General features: G+C 73.9%; 25 protein-coding genes. 13 read left to right on the top strand and 12 right to left on the bottom strand.

Going from position 1 to position 25,325, the window contains the following annotated elements; translation table 11 throughout:
- Positions 1-15 precede the first annotated feature (15 nt).
- Positions 16-621, bottom strand: coding sequence for a dihydrofolate reductase family protein (locus AB0K80_RS15995; RefSeq protein ID WP_365669825.1), 606 nt, complete (start codon positions 619-621; stop codon positions 16-18).
- 307 nt (positions 622-928) lie between these two features.
- Between AB0K80_RS15995 and AB0K80_RS15990 the strand changes: the two genes are divergently transcribed.
- The 3 genes from AB0K80_RS15990 to AB0K80_RS15980 are packed head-to-tail and all read left to right on the top strand — an operon-like array spanning position 929 to position 3,743.
- Complete coding sequence (locus AB0K80_RS15990) at positions 929-2,053, top strand: Gfo/Idh/MocA family oxidoreductase (RefSeq protein ID WP_365669823.1); 1,125 nt, start codon at positions 929-931, stop codon at positions 2,051-2,053.
- Positions 2,050-2,976, top strand: a complete 927-nt coding sequence (locus AB0K80_RS15985) for a PmoA family protein (RefSeq protein ID WP_365669821.1) — start codon at positions 2,050-2,052, stop codon at positions 2,974-2,976. Before AB0K80_RS15990 ends, AB0K80_RS15985 begins: the two co-directional genes overlap by 4 nt.
- A complete protein-coding gene (locus AB0K80_RS15980; RefSeq protein WP_365669819.1) occupies positions 2,970-3,743 on the top strand; it encodes a cupin in 774 nt (257 codons plus the stop codon). Before AB0K80_RS15985 ends, AB0K80_RS15980 begins: the two co-directional genes overlap by 7 nt.
- 95 nt (positions 3,744-3,838) lie before the next feature.
- Here AB0K80_RS15980 and AB0K80_RS15975 read toward each other — a convergent pair whose 3' ends face one another.
- Complete coding sequence (locus AB0K80_RS15975) at positions 3,839-4,141, bottom strand: hypothetical protein (protein WP_365669817.1); 303 nt, start codon at positions 4,139-4,141, stop codon at positions 3,839-3,841.
- Positions 4,142-4,249: 108 nt separating this feature from the next.
- On the opposite strand from AB0K80_RS15975, the gene polX reads away from it, so the two are divergent.
- Both polX and AB0K80_RS15965 read left to right on the top strand, forming a co-directional pair.
- Positions 4,250-6,004: a DNA polymerase/3'-5' exonuclease PolX gene (gene polX, locus AB0K80_RS15970; protein ID WP_365669814.1), complete on the top strand. Its 1,755-nt coding sequence runs from the start codon at positions 4,250-4,252 to the stop codon at positions 6,002-6,004.
- On the top strand, positions 6,001-6,855 hold the full coding sequence (locus tag AB0K80_RS15965) for a universal stress protein (protein ID WP_365669811.1): 855 nt from the start codon (positions 6,001-6,003) through the stop codon (positions 6,853-6,855). Before polX ends, AB0K80_RS15965 begins: the two co-directional genes overlap by 4 nt.
- Before the next feature lie 387 nt (positions 6,856-7,242).
- Here AB0K80_RS15965 and AB0K80_RS15960 read toward each other — a convergent pair whose 3' ends face one another.
- Complete coding sequence (locus AB0K80_RS15960; RefSeq protein WP_365669809.1) at positions 7,243-7,911, bottom strand: phosphatase PAP2 family protein; 669 nt, start codon at positions 7,909-7,911, stop codon at positions 7,243-7,245.
- Between the two features lie 274 nt (positions 7,912-8,185).
- Positions 8,186-10,441, bottom strand: coding sequence for a heavy metal translocating P-type ATPase (locus AB0K80_RS15955; protein WP_365669807.1), 2,256 nt, complete (start codon positions 10,439-10,441; stop codon positions 8,186-8,188).
- 268 nt (positions 10,442-10,709) lie between these two features.
- Here AB0K80_RS15955 and AB0K80_RS15950 point away from each other — a divergent pair, with 268 nt between their 5' ends.
- Complete coding sequence (locus AB0K80_RS15950) at positions 10,710-11,684, top strand: hypothetical protein (protein WP_365669805.1); 975 nt, start codon at positions 10,710-10,712, stop codon at positions 11,682-11,684.
- 16 nt (positions 11,685-11,700) lie between these two features.
- On the opposite strand, the gene AB0K80_RS15945 is transcribed toward AB0K80_RS15950, so the two are convergent.
- Together AB0K80_RS15945 and AB0K80_RS15940 are read right to left on the bottom strand one after the other, a co-directional pair.
- Positions 11,701-13,521 carry a glycoside hydrolase family 15 protein gene (locus AB0K80_RS15945; RefSeq protein ID WP_365669803.1) on the bottom strand — a complete coding sequence of 607 codons (1,821 nt, stop codon included), beginning with the start codon at positions 13,519-13,521 and terminating at the stop codon, positions 11,701-11,703.
- Positions 13,522-13,721: 200 nt separating this feature from the next.
- A complete protein-coding gene (locus AB0K80_RS15940; protein WP_365670283.1) occupies positions 13,722-14,858 on the bottom strand; it encodes a methyltransferase in 1,137 nt (378 codons plus the stop codon).
- Positions 14,859-14,926: 68 nt separating this feature from the next.
- Here AB0K80_RS15940 and AB0K80_RS15935 point away from each other — a divergent pair, with 68 nt between their 5' ends.
- From AB0K80_RS15935 to AB0K80_RS15920, 4 genes are all read left to right on the top strand, one after another.
- Positions 14,927-15,577, top strand: coding sequence for an alpha-ketoglutarate-dependent dioxygenase AlkB (locus AB0K80_RS15935; RefSeq protein WP_365669801.1), 651 nt, complete (start codon positions 14,927-14,929; stop codon positions 15,575-15,577).
- A gap of 24 nt (positions 15,578-15,601) precedes the next feature.
- Positions 15,602-16,840 (top strand): ROK family protein, encoded by a 1,239-nt coding sequence (locus AB0K80_RS15930; protein ID WP_365669799.1) that lies wholly within the window; start codon positions 15,602-15,604, stop codon positions 16,838-16,840.
- Positions 16,841-16,989: 149 nt separating this feature from the next.
- Complete coding sequence (locus AB0K80_RS15925; RefSeq protein WP_365669797.1) at positions 16,990-17,880, top strand: NAD(P)-dependent oxidoreductase; 891 nt, start codon at positions 16,990-16,992, stop codon at positions 17,878-17,880.
- Between the two features lie 50 nt (positions 17,881-17,930).
- Positions 17,931-18,338: a PPOX class F420-dependent oxidoreductase gene (locus tag AB0K80_RS15920; protein ID WP_365669795.1), complete on the top strand. Its 408-nt coding sequence runs from the start codon at positions 17,931-17,933 to the stop codon at positions 18,336-18,338.
- Between the two features lie 7 nt (positions 18,339-18,345).
- Here AB0K80_RS15920 and AB0K80_RS15915 read toward each other — a convergent pair whose 3' ends face one another.
- Genes AB0K80_RS15915 through AB0K80_RS15905 form a run of 3 tightly spaced genes read right to left on the bottom strand, consistent with a single transcriptional unit; the run spans position 18,346 to position 20,435 of the window.
- Positions 18,346-19,254 (bottom strand): phosphotriesterase, encoded by a 909-nt coding sequence (locus AB0K80_RS15915; RefSeq protein ID WP_365669793.1) that lies wholly within the window; start codon positions 19,252-19,254, stop codon positions 18,346-18,348.
- Positions 19,251-19,829 carry a DUF4865 family protein gene (locus AB0K80_RS15910; RefSeq protein WP_365669791.1) on the bottom strand — a complete coding sequence of 193 codons (579 nt, stop codon included), beginning with the start codon at positions 19,827-19,829 and terminating at the stop codon, positions 19,251-19,253. The genes AB0K80_RS15915 and AB0K80_RS15910 overlap by 4 nt, the downstream gene beginning before the upstream one ends.
- 27 nt (positions 19,830-19,856) lie before the next feature.
- Entirely contained in the window at positions 19,857-20,435 is a 579-nt protein-coding gene (locus AB0K80_RS15905; RefSeq protein ID WP_365669789.1) for a TetR/AcrR family transcriptional regulator, read from the bottom strand.
- A gap of 131 nt (positions 20,436-20,566) precedes the next feature.
- On the opposite strand from AB0K80_RS15905, the gene AB0K80_RS15900 reads away from it, so the two are divergent.
- Positions 20,567-20,848, top strand: coding sequence for an SHOCT domain-containing protein (locus AB0K80_RS15900; protein ID WP_365669787.1), 282 nt, complete (start codon positions 20,567-20,569; stop codon positions 20,846-20,848).
- 101 nt (positions 20,849-20,949) lie between these two features.
- Positions 20,950-21,552 (top strand): hypothetical protein, encoded by a 603-nt coding sequence (locus tag AB0K80_RS15895; protein WP_365669785.1) that lies wholly within the window; start codon positions 20,950-20,952, stop codon positions 21,550-21,552.
- 317 nt (positions 21,553-21,869) lie between these two features.
- On the opposite strand, the gene AB0K80_RS15890 is transcribed toward AB0K80_RS15895, so the two are convergent.
- Positions 21,870-22,403: an ATP-binding protein gene (locus tag AB0K80_RS15890; protein ID WP_365669783.1), complete on the bottom strand. Its 534-nt coding sequence runs from the start codon at positions 22,401-22,403 to the stop codon at positions 21,870-21,872.
- Between the two features lie 195 nt (positions 22,404-22,598).
- Complete coding sequence (locus AB0K80_RS15885; protein ID WP_365669781.1) at positions 22,599-22,922, bottom strand: hypothetical protein; 324 nt, start codon at positions 22,920-22,922, stop codon at positions 22,599-22,601.
- A gap of 355 nt (positions 22,923-23,277) precedes the next feature.
- Here AB0K80_RS15885 and AB0K80_RS15880 point away from each other — a divergent pair, with 355 nt between their 5' ends.
- Positions 23,278-24,402, top strand: a complete 1,125-nt coding sequence (locus tag AB0K80_RS15880; protein ID WP_365669779.1) for a PLP-dependent cysteine synthase family protein — start codon at positions 23,278-23,280, stop codon at positions 24,400-24,402.
- Between the two features lie 77 nt (positions 24,403-24,479).
- Here AB0K80_RS15880 and AB0K80_RS15875 read toward each other — a convergent pair whose 3' ends face one another.
- A complete protein-coding gene (locus AB0K80_RS15875; protein WP_365669777.1) occupies positions 24,480-25,301 on the bottom strand; it encodes a DeoR/GlpR family DNA-binding transcription regulator in 822 nt (273 codons plus the stop codon).
- Positions 25,302-25,325: the final 24 nt, after the last annotated feature.

The following is a 25,325-nucleotide window of genomic DNA, read 5'->3' as shown; positions in this document are numbered from 1 at the left end:
CCCGAACGACAGACCCTAGTAGCTGTCGTAGGCGGGCTTGCCGCTCGGCCGGTAGACACCGACGACGGTGCCGCCCTTCGTCGCCGAGACGCTGACCGGCTCCAGGGCGGTGGGGATCGCACCCTCGGCGAACAGCCGCTTGCCGGTGCCGATGATCACCGGATGGATGGTCAGCCGGTACTCGTCGACCAGGTCGTGCCGCATCAGGGTCTGGGCGAGGTCGCCGCTGCCGACGACGTTGACGGCGCCGCCGTCGGACGCCTTCAGCTCGCGTACCGCCTCGACGGTGTCGCCCTCCAGCAGCGTGGAGTTCTGCCACTCGACGGACGTCAGGGTCCTGGACGCCACGTACTTGTGCATGCTGTTCATCCGCTCGGTGAACGGGTTCTCCGGATCGGCGGTCGGCCAGTACGACGCGAAGATCTCGTACGTCTTGCGGCCGAGCAGCATCGCGTCGGAGTCCTGGTACCAGCCGGCGATCGCCGCGCCGACCTCCTCGTCCGACACCGGCTTCTGCCAGCCGCCGTGCGGGAAGCCGCTCTCGGGGTCCTCGTCCGGACCGCCCGGCGCCTGCATGACGCCGTCCAGCGTCAGGAACGTGCAAACGATGATCTTGCGCATGGTGCGCTCCTTTCGTCGAGGGGGTAGACCGCACCACCACCGCAAACTCATCGGCCTCACGTCCGCGGGCCCGGCTCTTCAGGACCCGCGGCAGGCGGCCCCCGGCGGGACGGGCCCGTCGCCGCGCTCGCGCGGAACCGCTCGGCCGGGGCGCCCCACGGTCCGCGCTCGGCCTGCCTCGACAGGTGCGCCCTTGGCCAAGATCACCGCACGGGGGGTTGTCCTGACAATCTCGCGCGCCTAGGGTCGCGTGTCGAGTGCAAGCGCTTTCCGAGCGCGTGTCCACCGGCTGTCCGAGGAGCGCCGCATGTCCGTGTCCCGACCGTCCTCCGCCCGCCGACGCGCCGCCGTCGTCGGCACCGGAGCCATCGTCAGCGGCAGCCATCTGCCCGCGCTCAGAGCCCACGCCGACCGCGTGGACCTGGTCGCCGCCGTCGACGTGGACCAGGGCCGGCTGGACGCCTTCCGGGAGCTGGCGGGCGAGGACGTCGCCGGGTACACGTCGATGGGCGACATGCTGGACGCCGTACGCCCCGACCTCGTCCTCATCGGCACGCCCCCGGCCCTGCACCGGGAGCAGACGGTGGCCGCGCTCAAGGCGGGCGCCTGGGTGCTGTGCGAGAAGCCGCTGTGCCTGTCGCTCGCCGAGTACGACGACATCGCGGCGGCCGAGGAGGCCTCGGGGGCGTACGCTGCCGTCGTCTTCCAGCACCGCTACGGCTCCGGCGCCGAGCATGCCCGCCGGCTGATCACCAGCGGTGAGCTGGGCACCCCGCTGGTCGCGCACTGCCAGACCACCTGGCACCGCGACGCCGCCTACTACGCCGTGCCGTGGCGCGGACGCTGGGCCACCGAGGGCGGCGGCCCGACCATGGGCCACGGCATCCACCAGTACGACCTGCTGCTGCACCTGCTCGGCCCGTGGGAGGAGATCCGGGCCATGGCCGCCCGACTGGTGCACGACACCGAGAGCGAGGACGTCTCCACCGCCCTGGTGCGCTTTCGCGGCGGCGCCCTGGCCACCGTCGTCAACAGCGTGCTCTCCCCGGACGAGGTCAGCCGCATCCGCATCGACTGCGCCGACGCCACGGTCGAGCTGACCCACCTGTACGGGCACGGCAACGACAACTGGGTCTACACCCCGGCCCCGCACGTCCCCTCCGAGCGCGTCTCCGCCTGGCGCACCCCGCCGCACGACGTGCCCAGTTCGCACACCGCCCAGCTCGGCACCCTCCTCGACGCCTACGACAGCGGCACCAGACCCCCGGGCAGCGGCCGGGACGCCCGCGCCACGCTGGAGTTCGCCGCCGCGCTGTACAAGGCGGCGTTCACCGGCAGCCCCGTACGCGCCGGTGAGATCGGCCCGGGCGACCCCTTCTACGCGGCCATGCACGGGGACCACCCCGACTGGGCCCCCAAGGAGCGCGCATGAGCATCCGAGTCAGCCACACCCACGGCGAGGACATCGCGGTCACGGCGGCGAACGGCACCGAGATCCTGCGCTACGTCTACCGCCCCGACCCCGAGGCGTTCGAGGCGCCCAAGCCGTACGCCCACCCGGTGCGCACCCTGGCCGGCCGGACGGTGACCGGCTACCGCCCGAACGACCACCGCTGGCACAAGGGCCTGCAGATGACGGCCAGTCACCTGTCCGGGCAGAACTTCTGGGGCGGCAACTGCTACGTGCACGGCCAGGGGTACCTCGCCCTGCCCGACCGGGTCGGCTCGATGCGGCACGACGGGTTCTCCGCCTTCACGGCCGAGGAGGGCCGCCTCGCCTTCACGGAGGACCTCACCTGGGTGGAGAACGGCGGGCAGGAGTGGGCCCGGGAGGTCCGGGACATCGTGGTCCACTCGGTGGACGAGGAAGCCGGCGCCTGGGCCCTGGACTGGGCGATCCGCCTCACCAACGTCCGCGACACGCCGCTGGCCTTCGGCTCCCCGACCACCGCCGGACGCGAGATGGCCGGCTACACCGGGCTCCAGTGGCGCGGCCCGCGCGACTTCACCGGCGGCACGGTCCTCGCCCCCGGCACCGACGCGGACGCGGGCAAGCTCATGGGCAGCCAGAGCCCGTGGCTGGCGTTCACCACCGAGCACGACGAGGTCGACGCGCACTCCACGGTCGTCTTCGCCCATGCGCCGGAGAACCTGGACGAACGGTCCGCGATCCACGAGTCGCACTGGTTCGTGCGCTCCGAGCCGTTCCCGACGGTCGCCTTCTCCTGGGCGTTCTTCGAGGAGTTCGCGCTGCCGCCGGGTGAGTCCTTCGCCTACCGCTACCGGGTCGTCGTCGCCGACGGCGCCTGGGACCGCGACCGGGTCGCCGCGTACCTGGAGGGCCTGCCGTGGTGAGCCGACCGGTGGAGGGCGCCGAGCCCGTCCTGCCGCATCCGCTGCCCGGCGCCGTCGGCCTGTCCCACCTGAGCGCCTACCCCTGGCCGGCCGCCGACGGCGTGTGCGGCGGCAGCCCGCACCTGCACCTGGTGTGCACCGAGGCGTACGTCGTCACCGGCGGCCGTGGCGCCGTGCAGACCCTGAGCCCCGACGGCTACCGCGACATCCCCCTGGAGCCGGGCTCGGTCGCCTGGTTCACCCCGGGCACCGTGCACCGCATGGTGCAGGGCGGCGACCTGCGCATCACCGTGCTGATGCAGAACAGCGGCCTGCCGGAAGCCGGGGACGCGGTGTTCACCTTCCCGCCCGAGGTGCTGGCCGACCCCGACCGGTACGCCGCCGCGGCCACGCTGCCGCCCGGCACCGGCCCGCAGACGGAGGCAGCCGCGAGGCGCCGCCGCGACCTCGCCGTGCAGGGATACCTCGCCCTGCGCGAGGCCCTGGTCGCCGGAGACAGCGGCCCGTACCTGGAGTTCCAGCGGGCCGCCGCCCGGCTGGTGCGCGCCAGGGTGCCGGCCTGGCGTGAGCTGTGGCGGGCCGGTGCCCTGGCCGCCGCCGAGCGCACCGGAGCGCAGCTCGACGCGCTGCAGGCGGGGGAGCCGTCGTACCTCGGTGAGGCGACCGCGTACCAGGCGGCCCCCACCCGGCTCGGCGGCTTCGGCATGTGCGGGCGCCGGGACGAGTACGCGCTGCCGGGCACCACGCTGCCGTACCAGGGCGAGTAGCAGCCGCACCCAGGAGAGGCGGGCCTCAGCCGGCCTCCGGCGACAGGACGTGCCGGTGGGACGCCGAGCAGCGTGGGTGCGCTGCCCGCGCCCCGTCAGGCGCGGTTGTCCGGGCCCATCATCTCGTCCAGGGGGACGGTGTCCTCGCGGCCGCGTCGCCGGGGGCCCCGGTGGCGGTGGCGACGGCGTGCCGCGGCCGTCGTCATCATGGCCAGGCCGAGACAGAACACCAGGGCCAGCGCCAGACCCGAGCAGAAGACCGCGAGCGTGTTCAGGGTGACGAGGTCGTTGCCCAGGACCGACACGGTGTACTCGGGGCCGCCGGAGAGGTTGCCGGCGATCAGCAGCACGGTGAAGGCGGCCGAGCCGGCCACAAGGAGCAGTCCGAGGATCAGCATCCGAGTCATCTCCCCAGGTGGTCGTGCGCCTCCCGGGTACCCGCGCGGCCGCGCCCGTACCACGCCGCGCACAGGCACGAGCGCCCGGTCCCCGCCTACCCTGAGAGTGTGGCTCGGTCCAACGACGAGGTCGCCGCGCTCTTCCAGGAGTACGCGGACCTGATCTCGATCACCGGAGGAGACGCGTACAGGGCACGTGTCTACGAGAAGGCCGCGCGCTCCGTCGGCGGCTACCACGCCGACGTGTCCACCCTCGGCCTCAAGGGTCTCCAGGAGATCCCCAACGTCGGCAGGTCCATCGCCGAGAAGATCCTCGAGTACCTCCGCGACGGCCGCGTCAGCGCGGTGGAGGAACTCCGGGCGAAGATCCCCGCCGGTGTCCGCCGGCTGACCGCGATCCCCACGCTCGGCCCGAAGAAGGCCAGCGTCCTGTACGAGGAGCTGGGCATCGCCTCGGTCGAGGAACTCGCCGACGCCCTGCACGCCGAGCGGCTGCGCGACCTGAAGGGCTTCGGGCCGAAGACCGAGCAGAACATCCTGCACGGCATCGAACTGCTGAAGTCCTCCGGCGGCCGCGTCCTGCTCGACGCCGCCACGGACCTCGCCGAGGACGTCGTCGCCGCCCTGTCACAGGTCGCCGGCTGCCGCCGCTGCACCTACGCCGGGTCGCTGCGCCGCCTGCGCGAGACCGTCGGGGACCTCGACATCCTCGCCGCCGGCGCGCACCCGGCCGCGCTGATGCGGGCGTTCACGGAGCTGCCGTACGTCTCCGAGATCGTCGTGCGCGGCGAGAAGAAGACGTCGGTCCGCACCACCAGGGGCCTCTCCGTCGACCTGCGTGTCGTACCGCTGGACTCCTGGGGAGCGGCGCTGCAGTACTTCACCGGCTCCAAGGCACACAACATCCGCACCCGCGAACGGGCCGTGCACCACAAACTGAAGCTCTCCGAGTACGGCCTGTTCGCCACCGAGACCGGCGAGAAGATCGTCTCCGAGACCGAGGAGGAGGTGTACGCCCGGCTCGGCCTGCCCTGGATCCCGCCGACGCTGCGCGAGGACCGCGGCGAGATCGAGGCCGGGCTGCGCGGCGCACTGCCCGACCTGGTCCAGGAGAGCGACATCCGGGGCGACCTGCACACCCACACCGACCTCACCGACGGGCTCGCCCCGCTGGAGGAGATGGTCGCGGCGGCCGCCGGGCGCGGCTACGCCTACTATGCGGTGACCGACCACGGGCCCAACCTGTACATGCAGCGCATGACCGACGAGCGGATGCTGGCCCAGCGTACGGCCGTACGGCACCTGGACGGGGCCCACGGCAAGGCCGGCCGGCGCGGCGGCATGCGGCTGCTGCACGGCGTGGAGCTGAACATCGGCCCCGACGGCGAGGTCGACTGGCCGGCGGAGTTCCTGGCCGGGTTCGACCTGTGCGTGGCGTCGGTGCACTCGCACTTCAACCAGGGGCGCGAGACGCTCACCCGGCGCCTGGTGCGGGCCTGCGAGAACCCGTACGTGAACATCATCGGCCACCCCACCACCCGCATCATCGGCAAGCGGCCGGGCCTGGACGCCGACCTGGACGCGGTCTTCGCCGCCTGCGCCCGCACCGGCACCGCGCTGGAGATCAACGCCCACCCCGACCGGCTCGACCTGCGCGACGAGGACATCCTGCGGGCCCGGCGGCACGGGGTGCGGTTCGCCGTCGACAGCGACGCCCACGCCACCCTCCACCTGGCCAACCTGCGTTACGGCGTGGGCACCGCCCAGCGCGGCTGGCTCACCAAGGACGACGTCATCAACACCTGGCCCCTGGCGCGGCTGCGGCGGTTCCTGCGCAAGGGGCGGGAGGGAGGCCCGAGGTGAGGCTGGGCCACGGACGCCACGGCACCGTCCTCGTCGGCGTCGACGACACACCGCACACCTGGTCGGCCGCGGACTGGGCGGCCACCGAGGCCCGGCTGCGCGGCGCCGTGCTGCGCGTCCTGCACGCCGTCGGCCCCCGCGCCGAGGAGGAGGAGACGGACCGGCGGCTCCTCGACGTGGCCGCAGGCCTCCTGGAGGACGCCCGGGCCCGCCTCACCGCATCCCACCCCGGTCTGCGCGTCGACACCGTCCTCGCCCGCGACCACCCCGCCGAGGCCCTCCTCGACGCCTCCCGGGACACCGCCCTGGTAGTGGTCGGCACCCGCGGACGCGGCGGCTTCACCGGGCTGCTGCTGGGCTCGGTGAGCCTGAAGGTGGCCGCGCACGCCGACCGCCCGGTGGTCGTGGCCCGGGGACACACGGAGCGGGCGGCGAGCGGTGGTGTCGTGGTCGGGGTGCGCGACGAACGCGACGAGGACGCCGTACGGTTCGCCCTCGCCGAGGCGGAGCTGCGCCAGGTCCCCGCCCGGCTGCTGCACGCCTGGACACCGCTCGCCGCCGTCGGCGTGGTGGTGCCCCAGGTGAGCCAGGTGGACCACGAACAGCGCCTGCACGCCCGGCTCCTCGACCGGGCCGCCCGTCCCCTCGCCGAGTTCCCGCACGTCCACGCCCACACGGACCTGGTCCTCGGCTCACCCTCGGCCGCGCTCGTGGCCGCGTCGGAGCAGGCGGGCCTGGTGGTCCTGCCCCGCCACGCGCCCGGCGGCCGGTTCGGGCTGCGGCTGGGCACGGTGGTGCACGCCGTCCTGCACCATGCGCACTGCCCCGTCGCCCTGGTGCCGGCCGGATAGCCCGGCGGTGTCCGGCGTGCGCCGGGGTGGGACGGGCCGGGGCAGGGGATTCGGCCGGGGCGCCGGACGCGGCGGCTCCGGCGCGGGGTGCGGCGGGGGAGGCCCGGGCTCCGGGTCGGGGCGGCCGGGAGCCGGAGGGGAGGGCGTGGGGTGCGGTGGCACCGGGCTGGGCGGCTCGACCATGATCGCCTCCCGCACGGGCGGAGGACGGCGGGGCACTACGGCGAGTTCCCGCGCCCGCCCGGTTCCAAGCGAGCGGCGCGCCGCGCCCCGGGTGAGTCCCGCGTGGCGCACCCGGCCCGCCGACGTGGGTGAGGGGGCGGCCGGCAGGGACACCACAACGACATCGGCCCCTGGGCGTCCTCGGTGCGAAGCCTCCTTTCCCCGTCACACGGCGCGCCGCAACAGCCGCGTCCACTCCCGCGGCGTGGCCGTGTGCGGTGCCGCCGCCACGGCCAGGGCGACGGTGGCGCTCGCGATGCCGAGGACCGCGCCCGCGGCCACGTCGCCCGGGTAGTGCACCCCCGTGTGGACGCGGGAGTAGCCGACGGCGCCCGCCAGCGCCCCGAGCGGGACCGCCGCCGGGGGCAGCACCACGCCGACGGCGGTGGCGAACGCGACGGCCGAGGCGGTGTGCCCGGACGGGAACGACGCCGAGGTCGGCATCGGCACGTGCCGGTCCACCGTGACCCGGGCCGCCTCCCGGTCCGGCCGCGCCCGGCGGACCAGGCGCTTGCCGAGCAGGTTGGCGGAGGCGGAGGCCACGGCGATCGCCCCGACCCCGGCGAGCGCGGCCCTGCGCGGCCGCTTCCCGCCGAGGGCGAGGGCGGCGGCGATGGCGAACGAGATCTTCGAGTGGTCGGCCGCGTGGGACAGCCGGCGCAGGGCCCGGTCGAGGGTGGGCGTGGGGGTGGCGGCCACCGCCGCGTAGAGGGCACCGTCCACGGTCCGCAGATCATGGAGTACGGCGGCCAGGGCACGGCCCCGTCCGGCGGCGGCCTCCGCGGCCTCCTGCGGCGAACGGGTGGTGGCCTCGTCCGTGGTCGGGTCGGTCATGCGCTTCTCCTGCGGTGGCGTTGCGGCGTCGGACCGGCCGGCGGACGTGCCCGCGGCCGGCGGTAACTGAACGAGTTCCCGGGGCGTGATCGTTCCACCCCGCGCGCCCCTGGGGCCACCACGTCCGTTCGGGTGCCGGCGGTCTCAGGTCCTTCCGGGGGCCGGGCGGGGCCGGGACCGGCGGTGGCCGGCCACGCGTTCCCGTCTCGCGCAGCGCCCCGAACGGTAGCGGCGAGGTGCTCCGCTCCCGCCCGCGACGTAGCCCGGGCCGCCGTCAGACGGCGGCCCGGAAGGTGCGCAGCCGCAGGGAGTTGCCCACGACGAAGACCGACGAGAAGGCCATCGCCGCACCGGCGATCATCGGGTTGAGCAGGCCCGCCGCCGCGAGCGGCAGGGCGGCCACGTTGTAGGCGAAGGCCCAGAACAGGTTCGAGCGGATGGTGCGCAGGGTCCGCCGCGCCAGCCGGATGGCGTCGGCCGCGGCCCGCAGGTCACCACGGACGAGGGTCAGGTCGCCGGCCTCGATCGCGGCGTCCGTGCCGGTGCCCATCGCCAGCCCGAGGTCGGCCTGGGCGAGGGCGGCGGCGTCGTTGACGCCGTCCCCGACCATCGCGACCGTGCGTCCCTCGGACTGGAGCCGCCGGACGACCTCGACCTTGTCCTGGGGCAGCACCTCGGCGACGACGTCCTCCGCCGCGATGCCGACGTCGCGGGCGACGGACCGGGCCACCGCCGCGTTGTCGCCGGTCAGCAGGATCGGCCGCAGCCCGAGCGCCCGCAGCCGCCGGACGGCCTCCGCGCTGGTGTCCTTCACCGCGTCGGCGACCTCCAGCACCGCCCGCGCCTCGCCGTCCCAGGCGACCGTGACGGCGGTGCGCCCGGCGTCCTCGGCCGCCGCCCTGGCCCGTGCCAGGTCCTGCGGCAGCTGAAGCGCCCAGTCGGCGAGCAGCCGCTCCCGGCCCACCAGCACGGCGTGGCCGTCCACCACGCCCTGCACGCCGAGCCCGGGCACGTTCGCGAAGTCCTCGGGCGTCGGCACAGAGCCCAGCTTCTGCAGCGCCCCGTCGGCGACGGCCCGGGCGATCGGGTGCTCGGAGGAGTGCTCCAGCGCCCCCGCCAGCCGCAGCACCTCCGCCTCGTCGGTGCCCTCGGCGGTGTGCACGGCCAGCAGCGTCATACGGCCGGTGGTGACGGTGCCGGTCTTGTCCAGCACGACGGTGTCGACGCGCCGGGTGGACTCCAGGACCTCCGGGCCCTTGATGAGGATGCCGAGCTGGGCGCCGCGCCCGGTGCCGACCATCAGCGCGGTCGGCGTGGCCAGGCCCAGCGCACACGGGCAGGCGATGATCAGCACGGCCACGGCGGCGGTGAACGCGGCCGTCAGCCCGGCTCCGTTGCCGAGCCAGAAGCCCAGCGCGCCCAGCGCCAGGGCGATCACGACCGGGACGAACACCGCCGAGATGCGGTCCGCGAGCCGCTGCGCGGCGGCCTTGCCGTTCTGCGCGTCCTGCACCATCCGGGCCATCCGCGCCAGCTCTGTGTCGGCACCGACCCGGGTGGCCTCGACCACGAGCCGCCCGCCCACGTTGAGCGTGGCCCCGGTGACCGGGTCCCCGGCCGCCACCTCCACGGGTACGGATTCGCCGGTGAGCATCGATGCGTCCACGGCCGAGGACCCCTCGGCCACGGTCCCGTCCGTCGCGATCTTCTCGCCGGGCCGCACGAGGAAGCGGTCGCCGACCTTCAGCTCTTCCACCGGAACGGTGTGTTCGCGGCCGTCCGCGCCCAGCACGGTGACGTCCTTGGCGCCCAGCTCCAGCAGCGCCCGCAGCGCCGCGCCGGCCCGGCGCCTGGCACGCGCCTCGAAGTACCGCCCGGCCAGGATGAAGGCGGTGACACCCGCCGCGGCCTCCAGGTAGATGTTCCCGGCGCCGTCCGTGCGGGCGATGGTCAGCTCGAACGGGTGCGTCATCCCCGGCGTGCCCGCGCTGCCGAAGAACAGCGCCCACAGCGACCACAGGAACGCGGCCGAGGTGCCGACGGAGATCAGCGTGTCCATGGTGGCCGCGCCGTGCCGCGCGTTGGTGAAGGCGGCCCGGTGGAAGGGCCACGCCGCGTACGTCACCACGGGCGCGGCGAGCGTCAGCGACAGCCACTGCCAGTACGTGAACTGCCACGCCGGCACCATGGCCATCGCGACGACGGGCACCGCGAGCGCCACGGCGGTCACCAACCGCTGCCGCAGCGGCCGGAGTTCGTCGGGCTCCTCGAGCGGTCCGGCGGTCGGGCCGGCGGGCGGGGCCGGCTCCCGCGCGGTGTATCCGGTCGCCTCGACGGTGGCGATCAGGTCCTCGACGGTGAGGTCCCCGCCGTAGCTGATGCGGGCCTTCTCGGTGGCGTAGTTGACGGTGGCGGTGACGCCGTCCATCCGGTTGAGCTTCTTCTCGATGCGCGCCGCGCACGAGGCGCAGGTCATGCCGCCGATGACGAGTTCCACCTCGGTGCCGGCGGGGGTCGTGGAGGTCGTCATGGTCACACCCGTCCGGTCGTGAGCGTCGCCTCGCGGCGACCGCGGGACGTGCCGGAGACGGCGTAGGCGGTGACGGACATGGGTGCCTCCTCGAAGATCATGGTCAGATACGGGGCGGGGGTATCGCCGCACGGCGTCCTGTATACCCCCCACCGGTATATGACGCAAGCGTCGCCACCGCTTGACTTGGTACCCCCCAGGGGTATTGTGAGCTGCATGGCGGCCTCATTCCGAGCCCGCGACCCCGATCCCCGAGGAAATGACGGCCATGAACACCGGACTGAAGATCACCGCGTTCGCCGCCGCAGTGGCGGCCACCTTCGGCACGGCCTACGGCGTCGGCCAGAGCCTCGACCCCGTGGTCACCGAGAGCGCGCCGAAGCACGAGGACGCACACACCGGACCCGCACCCAGCGCCGAGCGCGGCGGCGGGCACCCGGGGCACCCTGGCCACGCCGGACACGAGACACCCCCGGCCGGCGGCCTCCAGATCTCCCAGCAGGGCTACACCCTCGACCTGCGGACGCCGCGTGTGACCGCCGGGCACCGCGCCGACCTGCGCTTCACCGTCCGCGACGGCAACGGCCGCGCCGTCACTGCCTACGAGCGCGAGCACGACAAGGAACTCCACCTCATCGTCGCCTCACGCGACCTGACCACCTACCGCCATCTGCACCCCACCCGCGCCGCCGACGGCACCTGGAGCACCCCCGTCGACCTGCCCCGGGCGGGCGGCTACCGGGTCTTCGCCGACTTCACCCCGGCGCAGCGGGGCATCGGAAACCTCACCCTCGGAGCGGACCTCGCCGTCGCGGGGCCGTACGACCCCAAGGAGCTCCCCGCCCCCAGCAGCACGGCGCGGACCGGCGGTTACCAGGTCGAGCTGGCCGGGGCCCTGCACCCGGGCAAGGCGAGCGAACTCACCCTCAAGGTCTCCCGCGCCGGCAGGCCCGTCACCGACCTCCAGCCCTACCTCGGCGCGTACGGCCACCTGGTCGCCCTGCGCTCCGGCGACCTGGCCTACCTGCACGTCCACCCGAACGGCGAACCCGGCGACGGCACCACCAGGCCCGGCCCGGACATCTCGTTCACGGCGACGGCCCCCAGCAGCGGCAGCTACCGCCTGTTCCTGGACTTCAAGCACGACGGGAAGGTCCACACGGCGGCCTTCACCGTCCGGGCCGGGGAAGCCACCACCCGCGCCCCTCAGCAGGAGCACCCCTCCGACGGCCACGGACACTGAAACGCCCGCCGGGGCGTCAGCCCAGCGCCCGGTCCAGGTTGACCGCCGCGCTGATCAGCGCCAGGTGCGTGAACGCCTGCGGGAAGTTGCCCTGCTGCTCCCCGGTGTGGCTGATCTCCTCGGCGTACAGCCCGAGATGGTTGGCGTACGTCAGCATCTTCTCGAACGCCAGCCGCGCCTCGTCCAGCCGGCCGGCGCGGGTGAGGGCCTCGACGTACCAGAACGAGCAGATGGAGAACGTGCCCTCGTCGCCGCGCAGCCCGTCGGGGCTGGCCTGCGGGTCGTACCGGTAGACCAGCGAGTCGGAGACCAGCTCCTCGGTCAGCGCGTCCAGCGTGGCCAGCCACTTGGGGTCGGTCGGGGCGATGAACTTGCACAGCGGCATCATCAGCACCGCCGCGTCCAGCACGTCGCCGTCCTCGTACTGGACGAAGGCGCGGCGCCGCGCGGACCAGCCGCGCTCCATGATCCGCCGGTAGATCGTGTCGCGGCACTCCCGCCAGCGGAGCAGGTCGGCGGGAAGGCCGCGCCGGTTGGCCATCCGGATGCCCCGCTCGATCGCCACCCAGCACATCAGCCGCGAGTACAGGAAGTTCTTCCGGCCGCCCCGGGTCTCCCAGATGCCCTCGTCGGGCTGGTCCCAGTGCGCGCACACCCAGTCGACCAGCGCGCACACGTCGTTCCACTGGTCGCTGGAGACCGGCTCGGCCCACTTGTCGGAGAGGTAGATGGAGTCGATGAGAGCGCCGTAGATGTCGAGCTGGAGCTGGGAGGCGGCGGCGTTGCCGACCCGGACCGGCGCCGAGCCCTGGTGCCCCTCCAGATGGTCGAGGGTGCGCTCGTGCAGGTCGGTGCGGCCGTCGATGCCGTACATGATCTGCAAGGGGCCCGACGCCCGGCCGTCGCCCGGGCTGATGTGCCGGGTCACGAACCCCATGAACGCCTTCGCCTCGCCCGTGAAGCCCAGCCGCAGCAGCGCGTACACACAGAACGCCGCGTCGCGCACCCACACATAGCGGTAGTCCCAGTTGCGTTCCCCGCCGAGCTGCTCGGGCAGGCTCGTGGTCGGCGCGGCCACGATCGCCCCGGTGGGCGCGTAGGTGAGCAGTTTCAGCGTGAGCGCCGAACGGTGCACCATCTCCCGCCAGCGGCCGCGGTACCGCGACGCCGCCAGCCAGCGCCGCCAGTACGCCACCGTCGCCGCGAACTGCCTCTGCGCCTCCGTCCGCGCGCACCCGCGCGGGGAGACCGGGCCGCCCACCTGGTCCAGGGCGAACACCGCCGACTCGCCCTCGGCCAGCTTGAACTCCGCCCGCACATCCGGCCCGTCGGGCTCCAGCGGCACCGTCGCGGTCAGCGCCAGCGCCAGCTCGCCGGAGTCGAACACGGCCACGTCGCCGGTCAGCCGGACCGTGTGCGGCCGGGCGCCGTAGTCGAACCGGGGAGCCACCCGCGTACGGAACGGCAGCGAACCGCGCACGCACACCACCCGGCGGATCAGCCGGTGCCGCTCGGTCTCGAACCCCTCCCCGGTGACCGGCATGAAGTCCTGCACCTCGCCGACCCCGTCGCCGGTGAAGAAGCGGGTGATCAGCACATTGGTGTCGGGGAAGTAGAACTGCTTGGTCCGCGCCGGCACCGCCGCCGACAGCTCGAAACAGCCGCCGCGCTCCGTGTCCAGGATCGAGGCGAACACGCTCGGCGCGTCGAAGGCCGGGCAGCAGTACCAGTCGATCGTGCCGTCGCTCCCCACCAGGGCCACCGTGCGCAGGTCGCCGATCAGACCGTGCTCGGCGACCGGTACGTAGCGCCGCTGCTCCGCTGACGTGACGCCCATCACAGCCTCCTCCGCCCCAGCCTAAGGAAAACCGGCGCCCACGCCACCTCGGCGGCACGGGCGCCGGTACCGGGCCGGCCGGGTGCGGACCGCGTGAGAGACGGCCTGCGCCGGGACGCTGCCGCCACCGGGGGATCGACCGGGCGTACGCCCAAGGGCTGTTGACCGAGGCCGAGCCGGGGTCGGCGGGGCCCGGTGCCTCACGCCCTCCTGACGGCCTTCAGCACCACGAACTTCGGGTCGGACGCGACCAGCCGGCAGTTGCCGAACACCCGCCGCAGCTTCACGTGGTACCCCAGGTGCCGGTTGCCGACCACCCACAGCTCGCCGCCCGGCCGCAGCACCCGCCGCGCCCCTGTGAACATCCGCCACGCCGTCGCGTCCGTGGTCGCCTGGTGGGAGTGGAACGGCGGATTGTTCAGCACCAGGTCCACACTGCTCGACGCGACCCCGGCCAGCCCGTCTCCGACCCGGAACTCCGCGGGCCCGGGCACCCCGTTCGCCTTGTACGTCGCCTCCGCCGAGGCCACCGCCTGGAACGACTCGTCCACGAACAGCACCTCGGCCTCGGGGTTCGCCAGCGCCACCGCCGTACCGACCACGCCGTTGCCGCACCCCAGGTCCGCCACCCGCCGCGCGCCGCGCGTGTCCGGCAGGTGCTCGAGGAAGAACCGGGTGCCGATGTCGAGCCGGTCCGCGCAGAAGACCCCCGCGTGGTTGACGACCGTACGCCCGGACACCGGGCCGATCCCGTCGGGCAGCCGGTACTCGTACGGCCACGGGCTGGCGGGCCGCTCCCGCGCGGGGTCCGGCGTGCAGAAGATCAGCCGGGCCTTCTTCTCGGCGAGCGAGGTCCGGGTCGGGCCGAGGATCCGCTCGAACAGCCGCAGCGTCGAGGTGTGGATCTCCTTCACCATGCCGGTGCCGACGACGACCGTGCCCTCGTGCACCGCGGGCGCCAGCCGCAGCAGCTGGTCCTCCAGCAGCGCCAGGCTCTTCGGCACCCGCACGAGCAGGACGTCGACGCGGTCCGGCGGCGGGTCCTGCGTGGTCAGCAGCCGCACCGCACCCGGCTCGGCCCCGTTGCGGGCCAGGTTGGCGCGGGTCGCCTCCTGCGCGAGCCAGGAGTCGGTGATCTGCACGGGCCGGTGCGCCGCGAGGGCCGTGACCAGCGCTCCCCAGCGGTCGCCGAGCACCACGACCGTCCCGGACAGCGGGACGGCCCGCTCGGCGAGATGCCCCAGCAGGTAGGCGTCGGAGGCGTCCCAGGCACGCAGCCGGTCACGCGGGTCCTCGGGGAAACGGGCCAGCGCGAGCTCGCCCCACGGCGTCGTCATACGGTCGGTCATCGTGCGTCCAGGCTAGCCGAGCCGCAGCTCAGCCCCGGTCGGGCAGGATGGGACCCATGGACGCCGAGCTGTTCCCCAGAACCCGTACGCGGGTCGCGCCCGGCGCGGTGCACGTACCGGACTGGCTGGACGCGAAGGCCCAGCGCGCGCTGCTGGCGGCCTGCCGGGAGTGGGCCCGCCCGCCGGCCGGACTGCGCACGGTCCGCACCCCCGGCGGCGGCACGATGACCGCCCGGCAGGTCTGCCTGGGCCGGCACTGGTACCCGTACGGCTACGCCCGCACGGCCGTCGACGGCGACGGCGCCCCGGTGAAGCCGTTCCCCGGCTGGCTCGGCGACCTCGCCCGCCGCGCCGTCACCGAGGCCCTCGGCCCCAGCGAGGCGACGACGGCCGCGTACGACATCGCCCTGATCAACTTCTACGACGCGGACGCCCGGATGGGCATGCACCGCGACAGCGACGAGAAGTCCGGCGCGCCCGTGGTGTCGCTGAGCCTCGGCGACACGTGCGTCTTCCGCTTCGGCACCACGCAGACCCGCACCCGGCCCTGGACGGACATCGAGCTGCGCAGCGGCGACCTGTTCGTCTTCGGCGGCCCGTCCCGGCTGGCCTACCACGGCGTGCCGCGGGTGCATCCGGGCACCGCGCCAGCCGAGTTGGGCCTGACCGGGCGGCTCAACATCACGCTCCGCGTCAGTGGCTTGTGACCGGATCATGGGAGACTCGCCCTCATGAGCGGGAAGGCGGACCCCCGGCCGGCGGGGGATGGGACCACCTCGAGGACGCGGCTGGACAGGGGGCGCGGCGCGCTCGGGCCCGCGCTGGAGCTCGTGCACACCGGACGCGCCCCGACCCGTGCCGTGCTCACCGCCGAACTGGGGGTGACCCGGGCCACGGCCGGTGCGGTCGCCGCCGAGCTGGAGGCGCTCGGGCTGATCCGGGTCGACGCACGCCCCGGCGCGGCGGCCGGCTCCCAGGGCAGGCCCTCGCACCGGCTCGCGGTCGCCGAGGACGGGCCGGTCGCGCTCGCCGCGCAGGTGCACGCCGACGGCTTCCGGGCGGCCCTGGTCGGGCTCGGCGGCCGGATCGTGGCCACCGCGCCGGGCTGCGAGGTCGTCGACGCCGACCCGGCGAAGGTGCTCGCCTCCGTCGTCGAAGCCGGCGCCGAGCTGCTGCGGCAGACCGGGCGGCGCTGTGTGGGTGCCGGACTCGCCGTGCCGTCGGCGGTCGCCGAGCCGGACGGGCTCGCGCTGAACCCGCTGCACCTGGCCTGGCCCGCGGGCGCGCCCGTCCGGGAGATCTTCGCCGAGCAGGTCCGCGCGGCCGGCCTCGACGGGCCCGCCTTCACCGCCAACGACGTCAACCTCGCCGCGCTCGCCGAGCACCGGCACGGCGCCGGCCGCGGCGCCCGCGACCTGCTCTGCGTCGCCACCGGCCACCGGGGCGTCGGCGGCGCGCTGGTCCTCGACGGCCGTCTGCACACCGGCAGTGCGGGACTGGCGCTGGAGGTCGGCCACCTCACCGTCAACCCGGAGGGCCGCCCCTGCCACTGCGGCAGCCGCGGCTGCCTCGACGTGGAGGCCGACCCGCTGGCTTTCCTCACGGCTGCCGGACGCGACCCCGGCCCGGAGGTGTCCCTGCTGCAACAGGCGAACGACCTGATCCGCGACCACTACGACGACCCTGCCGTGCGCACCGCCACCGAGTCCCTCATCGACCGCCTCGGCCTCGGCCTCGCGGGCCTGGTGAACATCCTCAACCCCGACCGGATCATCCTCGGTGGCCTGCACCGCACCCTGCTGGACGCCGACCCGGAGCGGCTGCGCGCGGTCGTCGCCGACCGCAGCCTGTGGGGCCAGAGCGGGGGCGTCCCGATCCTCGCCTGCACCCTGGACCACAACAGCCTGGTGGGCGCCGCCGAACTGGCCTGGCAGCCGGTCCTCGACGACCCCCTGGGGGCCCTCACCTGACCCGCCGGCCTCGGCCCGTTCCCCGGTGCGTGGTGGCGTGACGCGGCCGATGCGGGGCAGGAGCGGTGTGGCCTGCGAGGTCAGCGCGGGGGGATCGGGCAGGCTGGCCCGCAGACAGCAACCACGCAGCAGAACAGAGAGCCGACGTCATGACCGACCAGCTCACCGTGAGCGTCCTGGGCACCGGCATCATGGGCGCGGCGATGGCCCGCAACCTGGCCCGCGCCGGACACCGCGTGCGTGCCTGGAACCGCACCCGCGCCAAGGCCGAGCCGCTCGCCGCCGACGGCGCGCACATCGCCGACAGCCCTGCGGCGGCGGTCGAGGACGCCGATGTCGTCCTGACCATGCTCCACGACGGCCCCGCCACCCTGGACGTGATGCGCCGGGCCGCGCCCGCCCTGCGGTCCGGCACCGTCTGGGCGCAGTCCACCACCGCGGGTCTGGAGGGCGTCGCCGAGCTGGCCGCCTTCGCCCGCGACCACGGCCTGGTCTTCTACGATGCCCCCGTGCTCGGCACCCGCCGGCCCGCCGAGGCCGGTGAGCTCGTCGTACTGGCCGCCGGCCCGGTCGAGGGCCGGCAGAAGGTGACACCGGTCTTCGACGCCGTCGGTGTCCGCACCGTGTGGACCGGCGAGGACGGGGCGGCGGGCACCGCGACCCGGCTGAAGCTGGTGGCCAACAGCTGGGTGCTGGCCGCCTCCGCCGCCACCGGCGAGACCCTGGCCTTGGCCCAGGCCCTCGGCGTCGACCCGCACAGCTTCCTCGACCTCATCGCGGGCGGCCCGCTCGACATGGGCTACCTGCGCGCCAAGGCCCAGTTGATCCTGGACGGCCGGCTGACCCCGGCCCAGTTCGCGGTGGACACCGCCGCCAAGGACGCCCGCCTGATCGTGCGGGCCGGCACCGCCCACGGCGTGCGCCTCGACCTCGCCGCCGCCGGCGCCGCGCGGCTGGAGCGCGCCGCCGCCCAGGGCCACGGGGACGAGGACATGGCGGCCGCCTACTTCGCCAGCTTCGACGACCAGCCCACGCACTGATCACCCCCGACGAACACGCACTGACCCCCCGACGAAACGGAGGACCCCTCATGGCCAAGCCCCCGCTCCCGCCCGAGGCCGACGCGCTGCTGCGCCGCCCCAACCCGTGCGTCATCGCCACCCTGCGCTCCGACGGCACCCCCGTCTCGGCCGCCACCTGGTACGAGTGGGCGGACGGGCGGGCGCTCGTCAACATGGACGAGGGCCGCGTCCGGCTCAAGCACCTGCGCCGCGACCCGCGCGTGACGCTGACCGTCCTCGCCGCCGACGACTGGTACACCCACGTCACCCTCATCGGCCGGGTCGTCGAGCTCTACGACGACGAGGACCTGGCCGACATCGACCGTCTGTCCCAGCACTACATGGGCAAGCCGTACCCGGTCCGCGACCGGGGCCGGGTCAGCGCCCGCATCGAGGTCGACCGCTGGCACGGCTGGGGCGCGGTCAAGGGCAGCTGACCCGTCGTCAGCGCCAGTCGGCGGCGAACGCCCGGCCCGGGTTCCGGGTGAGGATGCGCCGCACCGCGTCCTCGCCCAGCTCCACGGCGAGCCGCGGGCCGATCCGGCGCAGCAGATACGGCATGCCCGGGCCGCCGTTCACCGAGCGGGCGGCGGCCGTCGTGGTGTCGCCGCCCAGCAGCACCCGGTCGCCGAAACCGGCCTCGGCCAGGGCCCGCACGGCCTCGGGCATCCGCCAGTCGGTGGCGTGGTGCGCGCGGGACGGCCCGTCGAAGGCCAGGTAGCAGCCGGACCGGGCGGCCTGCCGGTGCACGACGGGGTCGGGGCAGCGGTTCAGATGCCCGAGCACCACCCGGTGCGGCGGCACCTCCAACTCCCCGCACAGCAGGTCCAGTACGTCCAGTGCGGCGGTGCCCAGCTCCAGGTGCACGGCGATCGGCGCGCCGGTGGCGTGGTGGGCCTCGGCCGCCGCCGTCATCGTCCAGCGGGCGTGCGCGTCCAGCCCGTGGAACCCGCCCGCGACCTTGATCAGTCCGGCCCGGACGCCCGACGTCCCGATGCCGTCGTTCAGTTCGGCGACGAAGAGCTCGGCGAGCCGCCCGCGCACCCCGGTCAGCGTCTGCTCGTCGTAGTGCGCGGCCTGGTGCAGTCCGGTCGCGGCCACCACGTGCACCCCGCTCTCCCGGGACAGCGCCGGCAGATCGGCGGCCCGCCGCCCCATGCCGTACGGCGTCCACTGCACCACCGCGCCGCCGCCCAGCGCCCGGAACGCGGCCAGCTCGCCCCGTGCCGCGGCCACGTCCCGCAGTTCCTGGCCGGGCAGTCGAGGGCTGCCGAAGAAGAGGTGGTCGTGCGCGTCGCACACGCCGAGCCGCTCGCCGGGTACGTCCCCGAGCACCGTGCGCACCGCGCTCACCACTGTCGCCCTCGGGGCAGCCGGTCCCGGCCGGGCGCCGAGAGGTGCAGCACCTGGAACACCTCCCCGTCCGCCTTCGGCTCCTCGTGCGCCCACAGCGAGAACACCACCAGCTCCCAGCGGCCGGTGTCCACGGCGGCCGACGCCAGCACCGCGCCGTCCTGATCCGCCAACCGCCGTACCTCGCCCACCGCGTCCGCCACGACGTCGGCCAACGGCACACCCTCCGGCACCGGTTGACGCCTGCGCACCGCGTGAGCGGCGGACGAGCCACCGCCCTCCTCGTAGGCCAGCCCCGTCCACTGCCGCACCCGCGGCCGCCCGAAGTCGTCACTGAGCCGCTGGAAACCGCCGCCCCACAGGAAGGAGTTCATGCCCTCCACCGTGTTCCACAGGTAGAACGGGGCGTACTGGTTGACCGGCGAGCCGTCCCTGCCGCGCTCGCGCATCAGGTACGCCTTGATCCCGAGCCCCTCCCAGTCGTCGAGCGCGTGCCCGAGGCGGGCGACGCGGTCCCGGATGATGCCCATGTCGTAGTCCGCGGGCAGGGTGATCTCGTACTGCATCGCGTGCAACGCGGGTGCCTCCTCAGCAGTAGGTCTCTAGGCGGTACGGGGATGGAGCAGCGACAGCAGCCCCCGCACGCCCGCGTCGAACGCGGCGGGCGAACCGGAGGCGCGGGCCAGGACGTAGCCGCCCTGGACGGTGGCGACGACGGCCGCGGCGACCTCCCGGCCGTCCAGGCCGGAAGCGAACTGGCCCTGTTCCTTGCCCTCCTCGACGATCCCGGCGATCCGCTCCCGCAGCCAGTCCAGCGTCTCGTCGACCGGGGCGCGCAGCTCGTCGCTGGCGATCACGTCCGGATCCATCGTCAGCCGGCCGACCGGACAACCGCGCAGCACGTCCCGCTCGCGCCGCAGATACGCCTCGATGCGCTCGTACGGCGTTCCGCTGCCGCCGAGCACTTTCTCGGCGGCAGCCCGCATCTCCTCGGCGGTGCGCCGGATCGCGGCCAGGGCGAGGTCCGGCTTGCCCTTGAAGTGGTGGTACATGCTCCCCTGGCCCGCGCCCGCGCGCTCCAGGATCGCCTTGGGGCTGGTGCCCACGTAGCCGCGCTCCCACAGCAGCTCGCGGGTGGACTCGATCAGTCGCTCGGAGGTGCTCATGACAGCAGTGTACATACTAGTAGTTACAGTCGTCTTACTCCCCAGGAGGTACACACACTGCCGCCGCCCGTACGACGACCGGGCACCCCCTGCGGGACGACCCTCGGAGGTGACGCAGACAAGCGCATCCCGAGGAGTTGGACACCATGCAGACCCTGGCACACTTCGGCGACGGCGGGCCCGGCCCGTGGCTCCTGTTCTTCCCGCTCATCTGGGCCCTGGTCATCGGCGGCGGCATCGCCCTGCTGCGCCGCACGGCCGGGCGCGGCCGCCGTGGGCCCTGGCGGCCGCGCGTCGAGGAGAACTCACCCATCGCCGTCCTCGGCCACCGCTTCGCCTCCGGCGAGATCGACGAGGACGAGTACTGGCGCCGCCTGTCCGTACTGAACGAGGAGTTCGGCCGCGCGGCGAGGGACGGCACGACCTGAGGCGGTGCAGGGGCGGCACTCGGCGAAGCCCACCTGGCTTGGTCGTTCCCCCCGGGCCGACCGCCTGTGCTACGAGCCGGATGACATCGGAGGAGGCCACCGTGAACGATCCAGCCCGCACGCGTACAGCCCTGGTGGGCGTTGAGTACCACGTCTTCCAGATCACGGACCCGCAAGGGCCTGTGGCCGACGACCTGGACGCAAACCGCACCGGCCTGGTGTCCGCCACTGGCGGAGCCATCGAAGTGACGACCGGAATCCACACCGGAGACGTCCACGTCACCGTCGAGCCGCACCCCCAGCGGCCCGACCCGGCTCGGGACTGGGAAGAGATCGCTGAGATCTCATGTCACTCACCCTCCGGGGAACTGCTCGTGACCCCTTTCATGGACGACCCGGCGGAGCTGCCCTCGCTGGCGTCCCAGGGTCCCGGCTCCTACCGGCTGCGCGTCCACGCGCGGGGCAGGGACAGGGCCGTCGACTTGACGCTGGTGGATGAAGTCGTGGAGGCGTATCTGATCCAGAGCTGGCCCGCTGTTCATGAGGACGCTGCCCTGGTGAAGGCAACAGACGACTACGGGGCGCGGGTACGGGCCCAGCCGGCCGACGACACCCTCGTCATCGACCACGAGGACTCACTCGGCACCCAGAGCGGCCGGGAACGCGACATCCTGCGCCGGGCCCAACGCGGCGACTACGGCTGATCCGCGATCACGCGCGCTTCGGCCGGGGTCCGGCTTGCTGCCCCGACCGGAGGACGCCGGTGGCCCGCCCGCGCGTTGGGGGGCATGGTTGACGATCCCGCGACTTTCATCCCGCCCTACGGCCTGTCGCGCTGCGGCTTCCTTCCCGGCCCGCGGCGTCAGCCCGCCGCTTCCAGCCCAACCTACGGCCCGTCAGCCCGCAGCCTCCACCCAACCCGCGGCCGTCAGCCCCAGCCGGTCCGCGAAAAGCCGCACCACCCGCCCGCCCGGGCGAGAGCCGCAGCCCCCGCCCCGCCGGTGGCAAGGTCACCGCCCGGTCAGCCTGCTACGGCGGACCGGGCGGGAGCGTGGTCGGGCCGGAGGGCTTCCGTGGCGGGAGCCACCTCCGCGAACCGCCGAGCGGCAGCGTCCTGCACCGCACGCCGCAGCGGGCGCGCCGGCGGCGCGACTGCGGGGGAGGCCGTGGGCAGCGTGAACCACACGACCTTGCCGGACTCGCCGTCCGGCCGCGCGCCCCAACTCTCGCTCACCGCGGCCACCATCGCGAGCCCGCGCCCGCAGGTCGCCAGCGGCTCGGCGTCGTCCACCACCGGCAGACGGGGATCGTGGTCGCGCACCGAGACCTTGAGCCGGCCGAGGTCCAGCTCTATCTCCACGGTGCACGTCTTGTCCGGCTGGGCGTGCCGGTGGACGTTGGACAACAGCTCCGTCACACCGAGCGAGGCCCGGTCGATCAGGGAGTCCAGATGCCAGTAGCGCAACTGCGCAGATACGATTCTGCGGACCTGGCCGATCCGCGACGGCAGGGCTTGGAGCTCCACCGTGCAGTGCCTGCTTGGGTGACTGATCACGGCTGCGACTCCCCGACGTGAGGTCCCGAAGGACGTCCGGAAGAACACGGAAGACGGATCCAGCAGGGCGCCTGCGTGACACTGCCGCCCGCTGTCGTGGCCGGCGGGCTGGTTCGCAGCGTTATCGCCGGTAAACCCAGAGTGACGTGAGACCAGCGTGACGCAGGGGGTGAGGGAGCGCAACTCGCGGACATCTCAGCGGTCGCGCCCCGCCGCACGGCGCACGGCCTCGATGAACCGGCGCGCCGCCGGCGGCCCGGGCTCGCCCGGCGCGGGGTCCTGCTCCCCGAGCGTGAGCAGGTACCGCTGGCCGTTGAGGTCGGCCAGCGCCCGGTCCTCGGGGACGAACCACGGCTTGGACGCCCGTACCGCCTGCACCGGCGCACTGTCGATCTCACTGCCGTAGCTGGTCAGCAGCTGGAGTCTGCCGTCGCTGATCCGGACCTGCCCGGCCCGGGTGAGCGAACGGAGCCGCTTCCCGATCCGCACGCCCCTGGCCGTGAACTCCGGCTCCGCCATGTCACCCGCCCCCTTGTGCGCGTCGGTGTGCCGGACCGTACGTCCGTCCCGCCGGCCCGGCACCGGCTACTGTCGTGGCCCAGTGTGCCCCGGCGGGACCTCGGCCCGACCCGACGCAGTCTGCCCCCAGCCGCCGCCGAACACCACCCCGGGTGACGATCCGGTCCGGAGCGCCCGGAGCACGCCCCCGAGTACGCCCCGGGTCCGCGCGCCCCCGTGCACCGCCCCCTGCCCCAGGGGGCGCTTTGGGGGGCTCAAAGGCACGTTTATGCAGGTGAGAAGCGTGCGCCGGGTGTTTATCATCGGTGTGTCGGCCGCGCGACGCGCCGTCGGCGCGCAGCGTAAGGAGCCCCTCGTGACCACTCCCCAGCAGACCCGCACCGGCGTCACCCTCGATGTCGATCGCACCGATGCCGCCTACCGAGCGTGGCTGAAAGAAGCCGTCCGCAGAGTCCAGGCCGACGCCAACCGCTCGGCCGACACGCACCTGCTCCGCTTCCCGCTGCCCGAGCGGTGGGGCATCGACCTGTACCTGAAGGACGAGTCGACGCACCCGACCGGCAGCCTCAAGCACCGCCTCGCCCGCTCCCTGTTCCTCTACGGCCTGTGCAATGGCTGGATCCGGCCGGGCCGCCCGGTGATCGAGGCGTCCAGCGGCTCGACGGCGGTCTCCGAGGCGTACTTCGCCAAGCTGATCGGCGTGCCGTTCATCGCCGTCATGCCGCGCACGACGAGCGCCGAGAAGATCCGCCTGATCGAGTTCCACGGCGGCCAGTGCCACTTCGTGGACGACCCCCGCACGATGTACGCAGAGTCGGCCCGACTGGCGGCCGAGACCGGCGGCCACTACATGGACCAGTTCACCTACGCCGAACGGGCCACGGACTGGCGCGGCAACAACAACATCGCCGAATCCGTCTTCCGGCAGCTGAGGATGGAGCGGTTTCCCGAGCCGGCGTGGATCGTCGCCACGGCCGGCACCGGCGGCACCTCGGCGACCATCGCGCGCTACGTCCACTACATGCAGTACGACACCCGCATCTGCGTCGCCGACCCGGAGAACTCCTGTTTCTTCGAGGGCTGGACCACCGGCGATCCGGACGTCACCTGTGACTGCGGCTCCCGCATCGAGGGCATCGGGCGTCCCAGGATGGAACCCAGCTTCGTCCCGGGGGCCGTCGACCGGATGATGAAGGTGCCCGACGCGGCCAGCGTCGCGGCCGTACGCGCCCTGGAGCGGGTCATCGGCCGCAAGGCGGGCGGCTCGACCGGCACCGGCCTGTGGAGCGCGCTGAAGATCGTCGCCGAGATGGTGGCCGAGGGACGGCAGGGCAGCGTCGTGACGCTGCTGTGCGACCCGGGGGACCGGTATCTGGACAAGTACTACTCCGACGCCTGGCTGGCCGAACAGGGCCTGGACATCGAGCCGTACAGCGCGGCGATCGAGTCCCTGCTGCTCACGGGCGTCTGGCCCGACTGAGGGCCGGGACCAGGGCCTCGCGCCCGCCCCGCCGTCGCCAGGTCGGCGGGGAGGTCACCTCTTCCGGAGCGGCTGACTCAGTCGCCGTTCTCCGGCTCGCCCGCCACGATCAGCCGCAGATGCTCCGAGACCTCCGCGCGCGCCCCCTCGTCCAGGCCCGCGTCGGTCACCAGCGTGTCGATCTGCTCCAGCCGCGCGAACGAGCTCAGACCCACCACACCCCACTTGGTGTGGTCGGCCACCACCACGACCCGCCGGGCCGACTGCACCAGCCGCCGGTTGGTCTCGGCTTCCGCCAGGTTCGGCGTCGACAGGCCCGCCTCCAGCGATATCCCGTGCACACCGAGGAAGAGCAGGTCGAAGTGGAGCGCCGCGATCGCCTGGTCGGCCACCGGCCCGACCAGCGAGTCGGACGGAGTGCGCACCCCGCCCGTCAGCACCACCGTCGCGGCGCCCTGCCGGGGGCCCGAGCTGCGCTGCGCCGCGTGGAAGACGTCGGCCACCCGCACCGAGTTGGTGACCACCGTCAGATCGGGCACGTCCAGCAGCTGGTGCGCCAGCGCGTACGTCGTCGTACCGCCCGACAGCGCGATCGCCGCGCCCGGCGCGACCAGCTTGGCCGCGGCCCGCGCGATGTCCTCCTTGGCGCTGAGCTCCAGCCCCGACTTGGCCTCGAAGCCCGGCTCGTGCGTGCTCGCCTCGACCACCGGGACCGCGCCGCCGTGCACCTTCTCCAGCACGCCCTGACGGGCGAGCGCGTCGAGGTCGCGGCGGACCGTCATGTCCGACACGCCGAGCTTGCGGGTCAGCTCGTTGACGCGGACCCCGCCCCGGCGCCGCACCTCGTCCAGGATCAGGGCGCGCCGCTGCTCCGCGAGGAGGTTCTGATTCTCGCTCACGTACGCTCCGGTCCTTTCGCCTCA

It is taken from the genome of Streptomyces sp. NPDC052682 (assembly GCF_040678435.1).
GTDB lineage: Bacteria > Actinomycetota > Actinomycetes > Streptomycetales > Streptomycetaceae > Streptomyces.
This window is presented reverse-complemented; position numbering and strand designations above follow the sequence as displayed.

Coding starts and splice junctions, on each gene's coding strand:
- AB0K80_RS15995 (WP_365669825.1), bottom strand. CDS start 621: ATGCGCAAGATCATCGTTTGCACGTTCCTGACGCTGGACGGCGTCATG.
- AB0K80_RS15990 (WP_365669823.1), top strand. CDS start 929: ATGTCCGTGTCCCGACCGTCCTCCGCCCGCCGACGCGCCGCCGTCGTC.
- AB0K80_RS15985 (WP_365669821.1), top strand. CDS start 2,050: ATGAGCATCCGAGTCAGCCACACCCACGGCGAGGACATCGCGGTCACG.
- AB0K80_RS15975 (WP_365669817.1), bottom strand. CDS start 4,141: ATGCTGATCCTCGGACTGCTCCTTGTGGCCGGCTCGGCCGCCTTCACC.
- AB0K80_RS15960 (WP_365669809.1), bottom strand. CDS start 7,911: ATGACCGACCCGACCACGGACGAGGCCACCACCCGTTCGCCGCAGGAG.
- AB0K80_RS15955 (WP_365669807.1), bottom strand. CDS start 10,441: ATGACGACCTCCACGACCCCCGCCGGCACCGAGGTGGAACTCGTCATC.
- AB0K80_RS15950 (WP_365669805.1), top strand. CDS start 10,710: ATGAACACCGGACTGAAGATCACCGCGTTCGCCGCCGCAGTGGCGGCC.
- AB0K80_RS15945 (WP_365669803.1), bottom strand. CDS start 13,521: ATGGGCGTCACGTCAGCGGAGCAGCGGCGCTACGTACCGGTCGCCGAG.
- AB0K80_RS15940 (WP_365670283.1), bottom strand. CDS start 14,858: ATGACGACGCCGTGGGGCGAGCTCGCGCTGGCCCGTTTCCCCGAGGAC.
- AB0K80_RS15935 (WP_365669801.1), top strand. CDS start 14,927: ATGGACGCCGAGCTGTTCCCCAGAACCCGTACGCGGGTCGCGCCCGGC.
- AB0K80_RS15930 (WP_365669799.1), top strand. CDS start 15,602: ATGAGCGGGAAGGCGGACCCCCGGCCGGCGGGGGATGGGACCACCTCG.
- AB0K80_RS15925 (WP_365669797.1), top strand. CDS start 16,990: ATGACCGACCAGCTCACCGTGAGCGTCCTGGGCACCGGCATCATGGGC.
- AB0K80_RS15920 (WP_365669795.1), top strand. CDS start 17,931: ATGGCCAAGCCCCCGCTCCCGCCCGAGGCCGACGCGCTGCTGCGCCGC.
- AB0K80_RS15905 (WP_365669789.1), bottom strand. CDS start 20,435: ATGTACACTGCTGTCATGAGCACCTCCGAGCGACTGATCGAGTCCACC.
- AB0K80_RS15900 (WP_365669787.1), top strand. CDS start 20,567: ATGCAGACCCTGGCACACTTCGGCGACGGCGGGCCCGGCCCGTGGCTC.
- AB0K80_RS15885 (WP_365669781.1), bottom strand. CDS start 22,922: ATGGCGGAGCCGGAGTTCACGGCCAGGGGCGTGCGGATCGGGAAGCGG.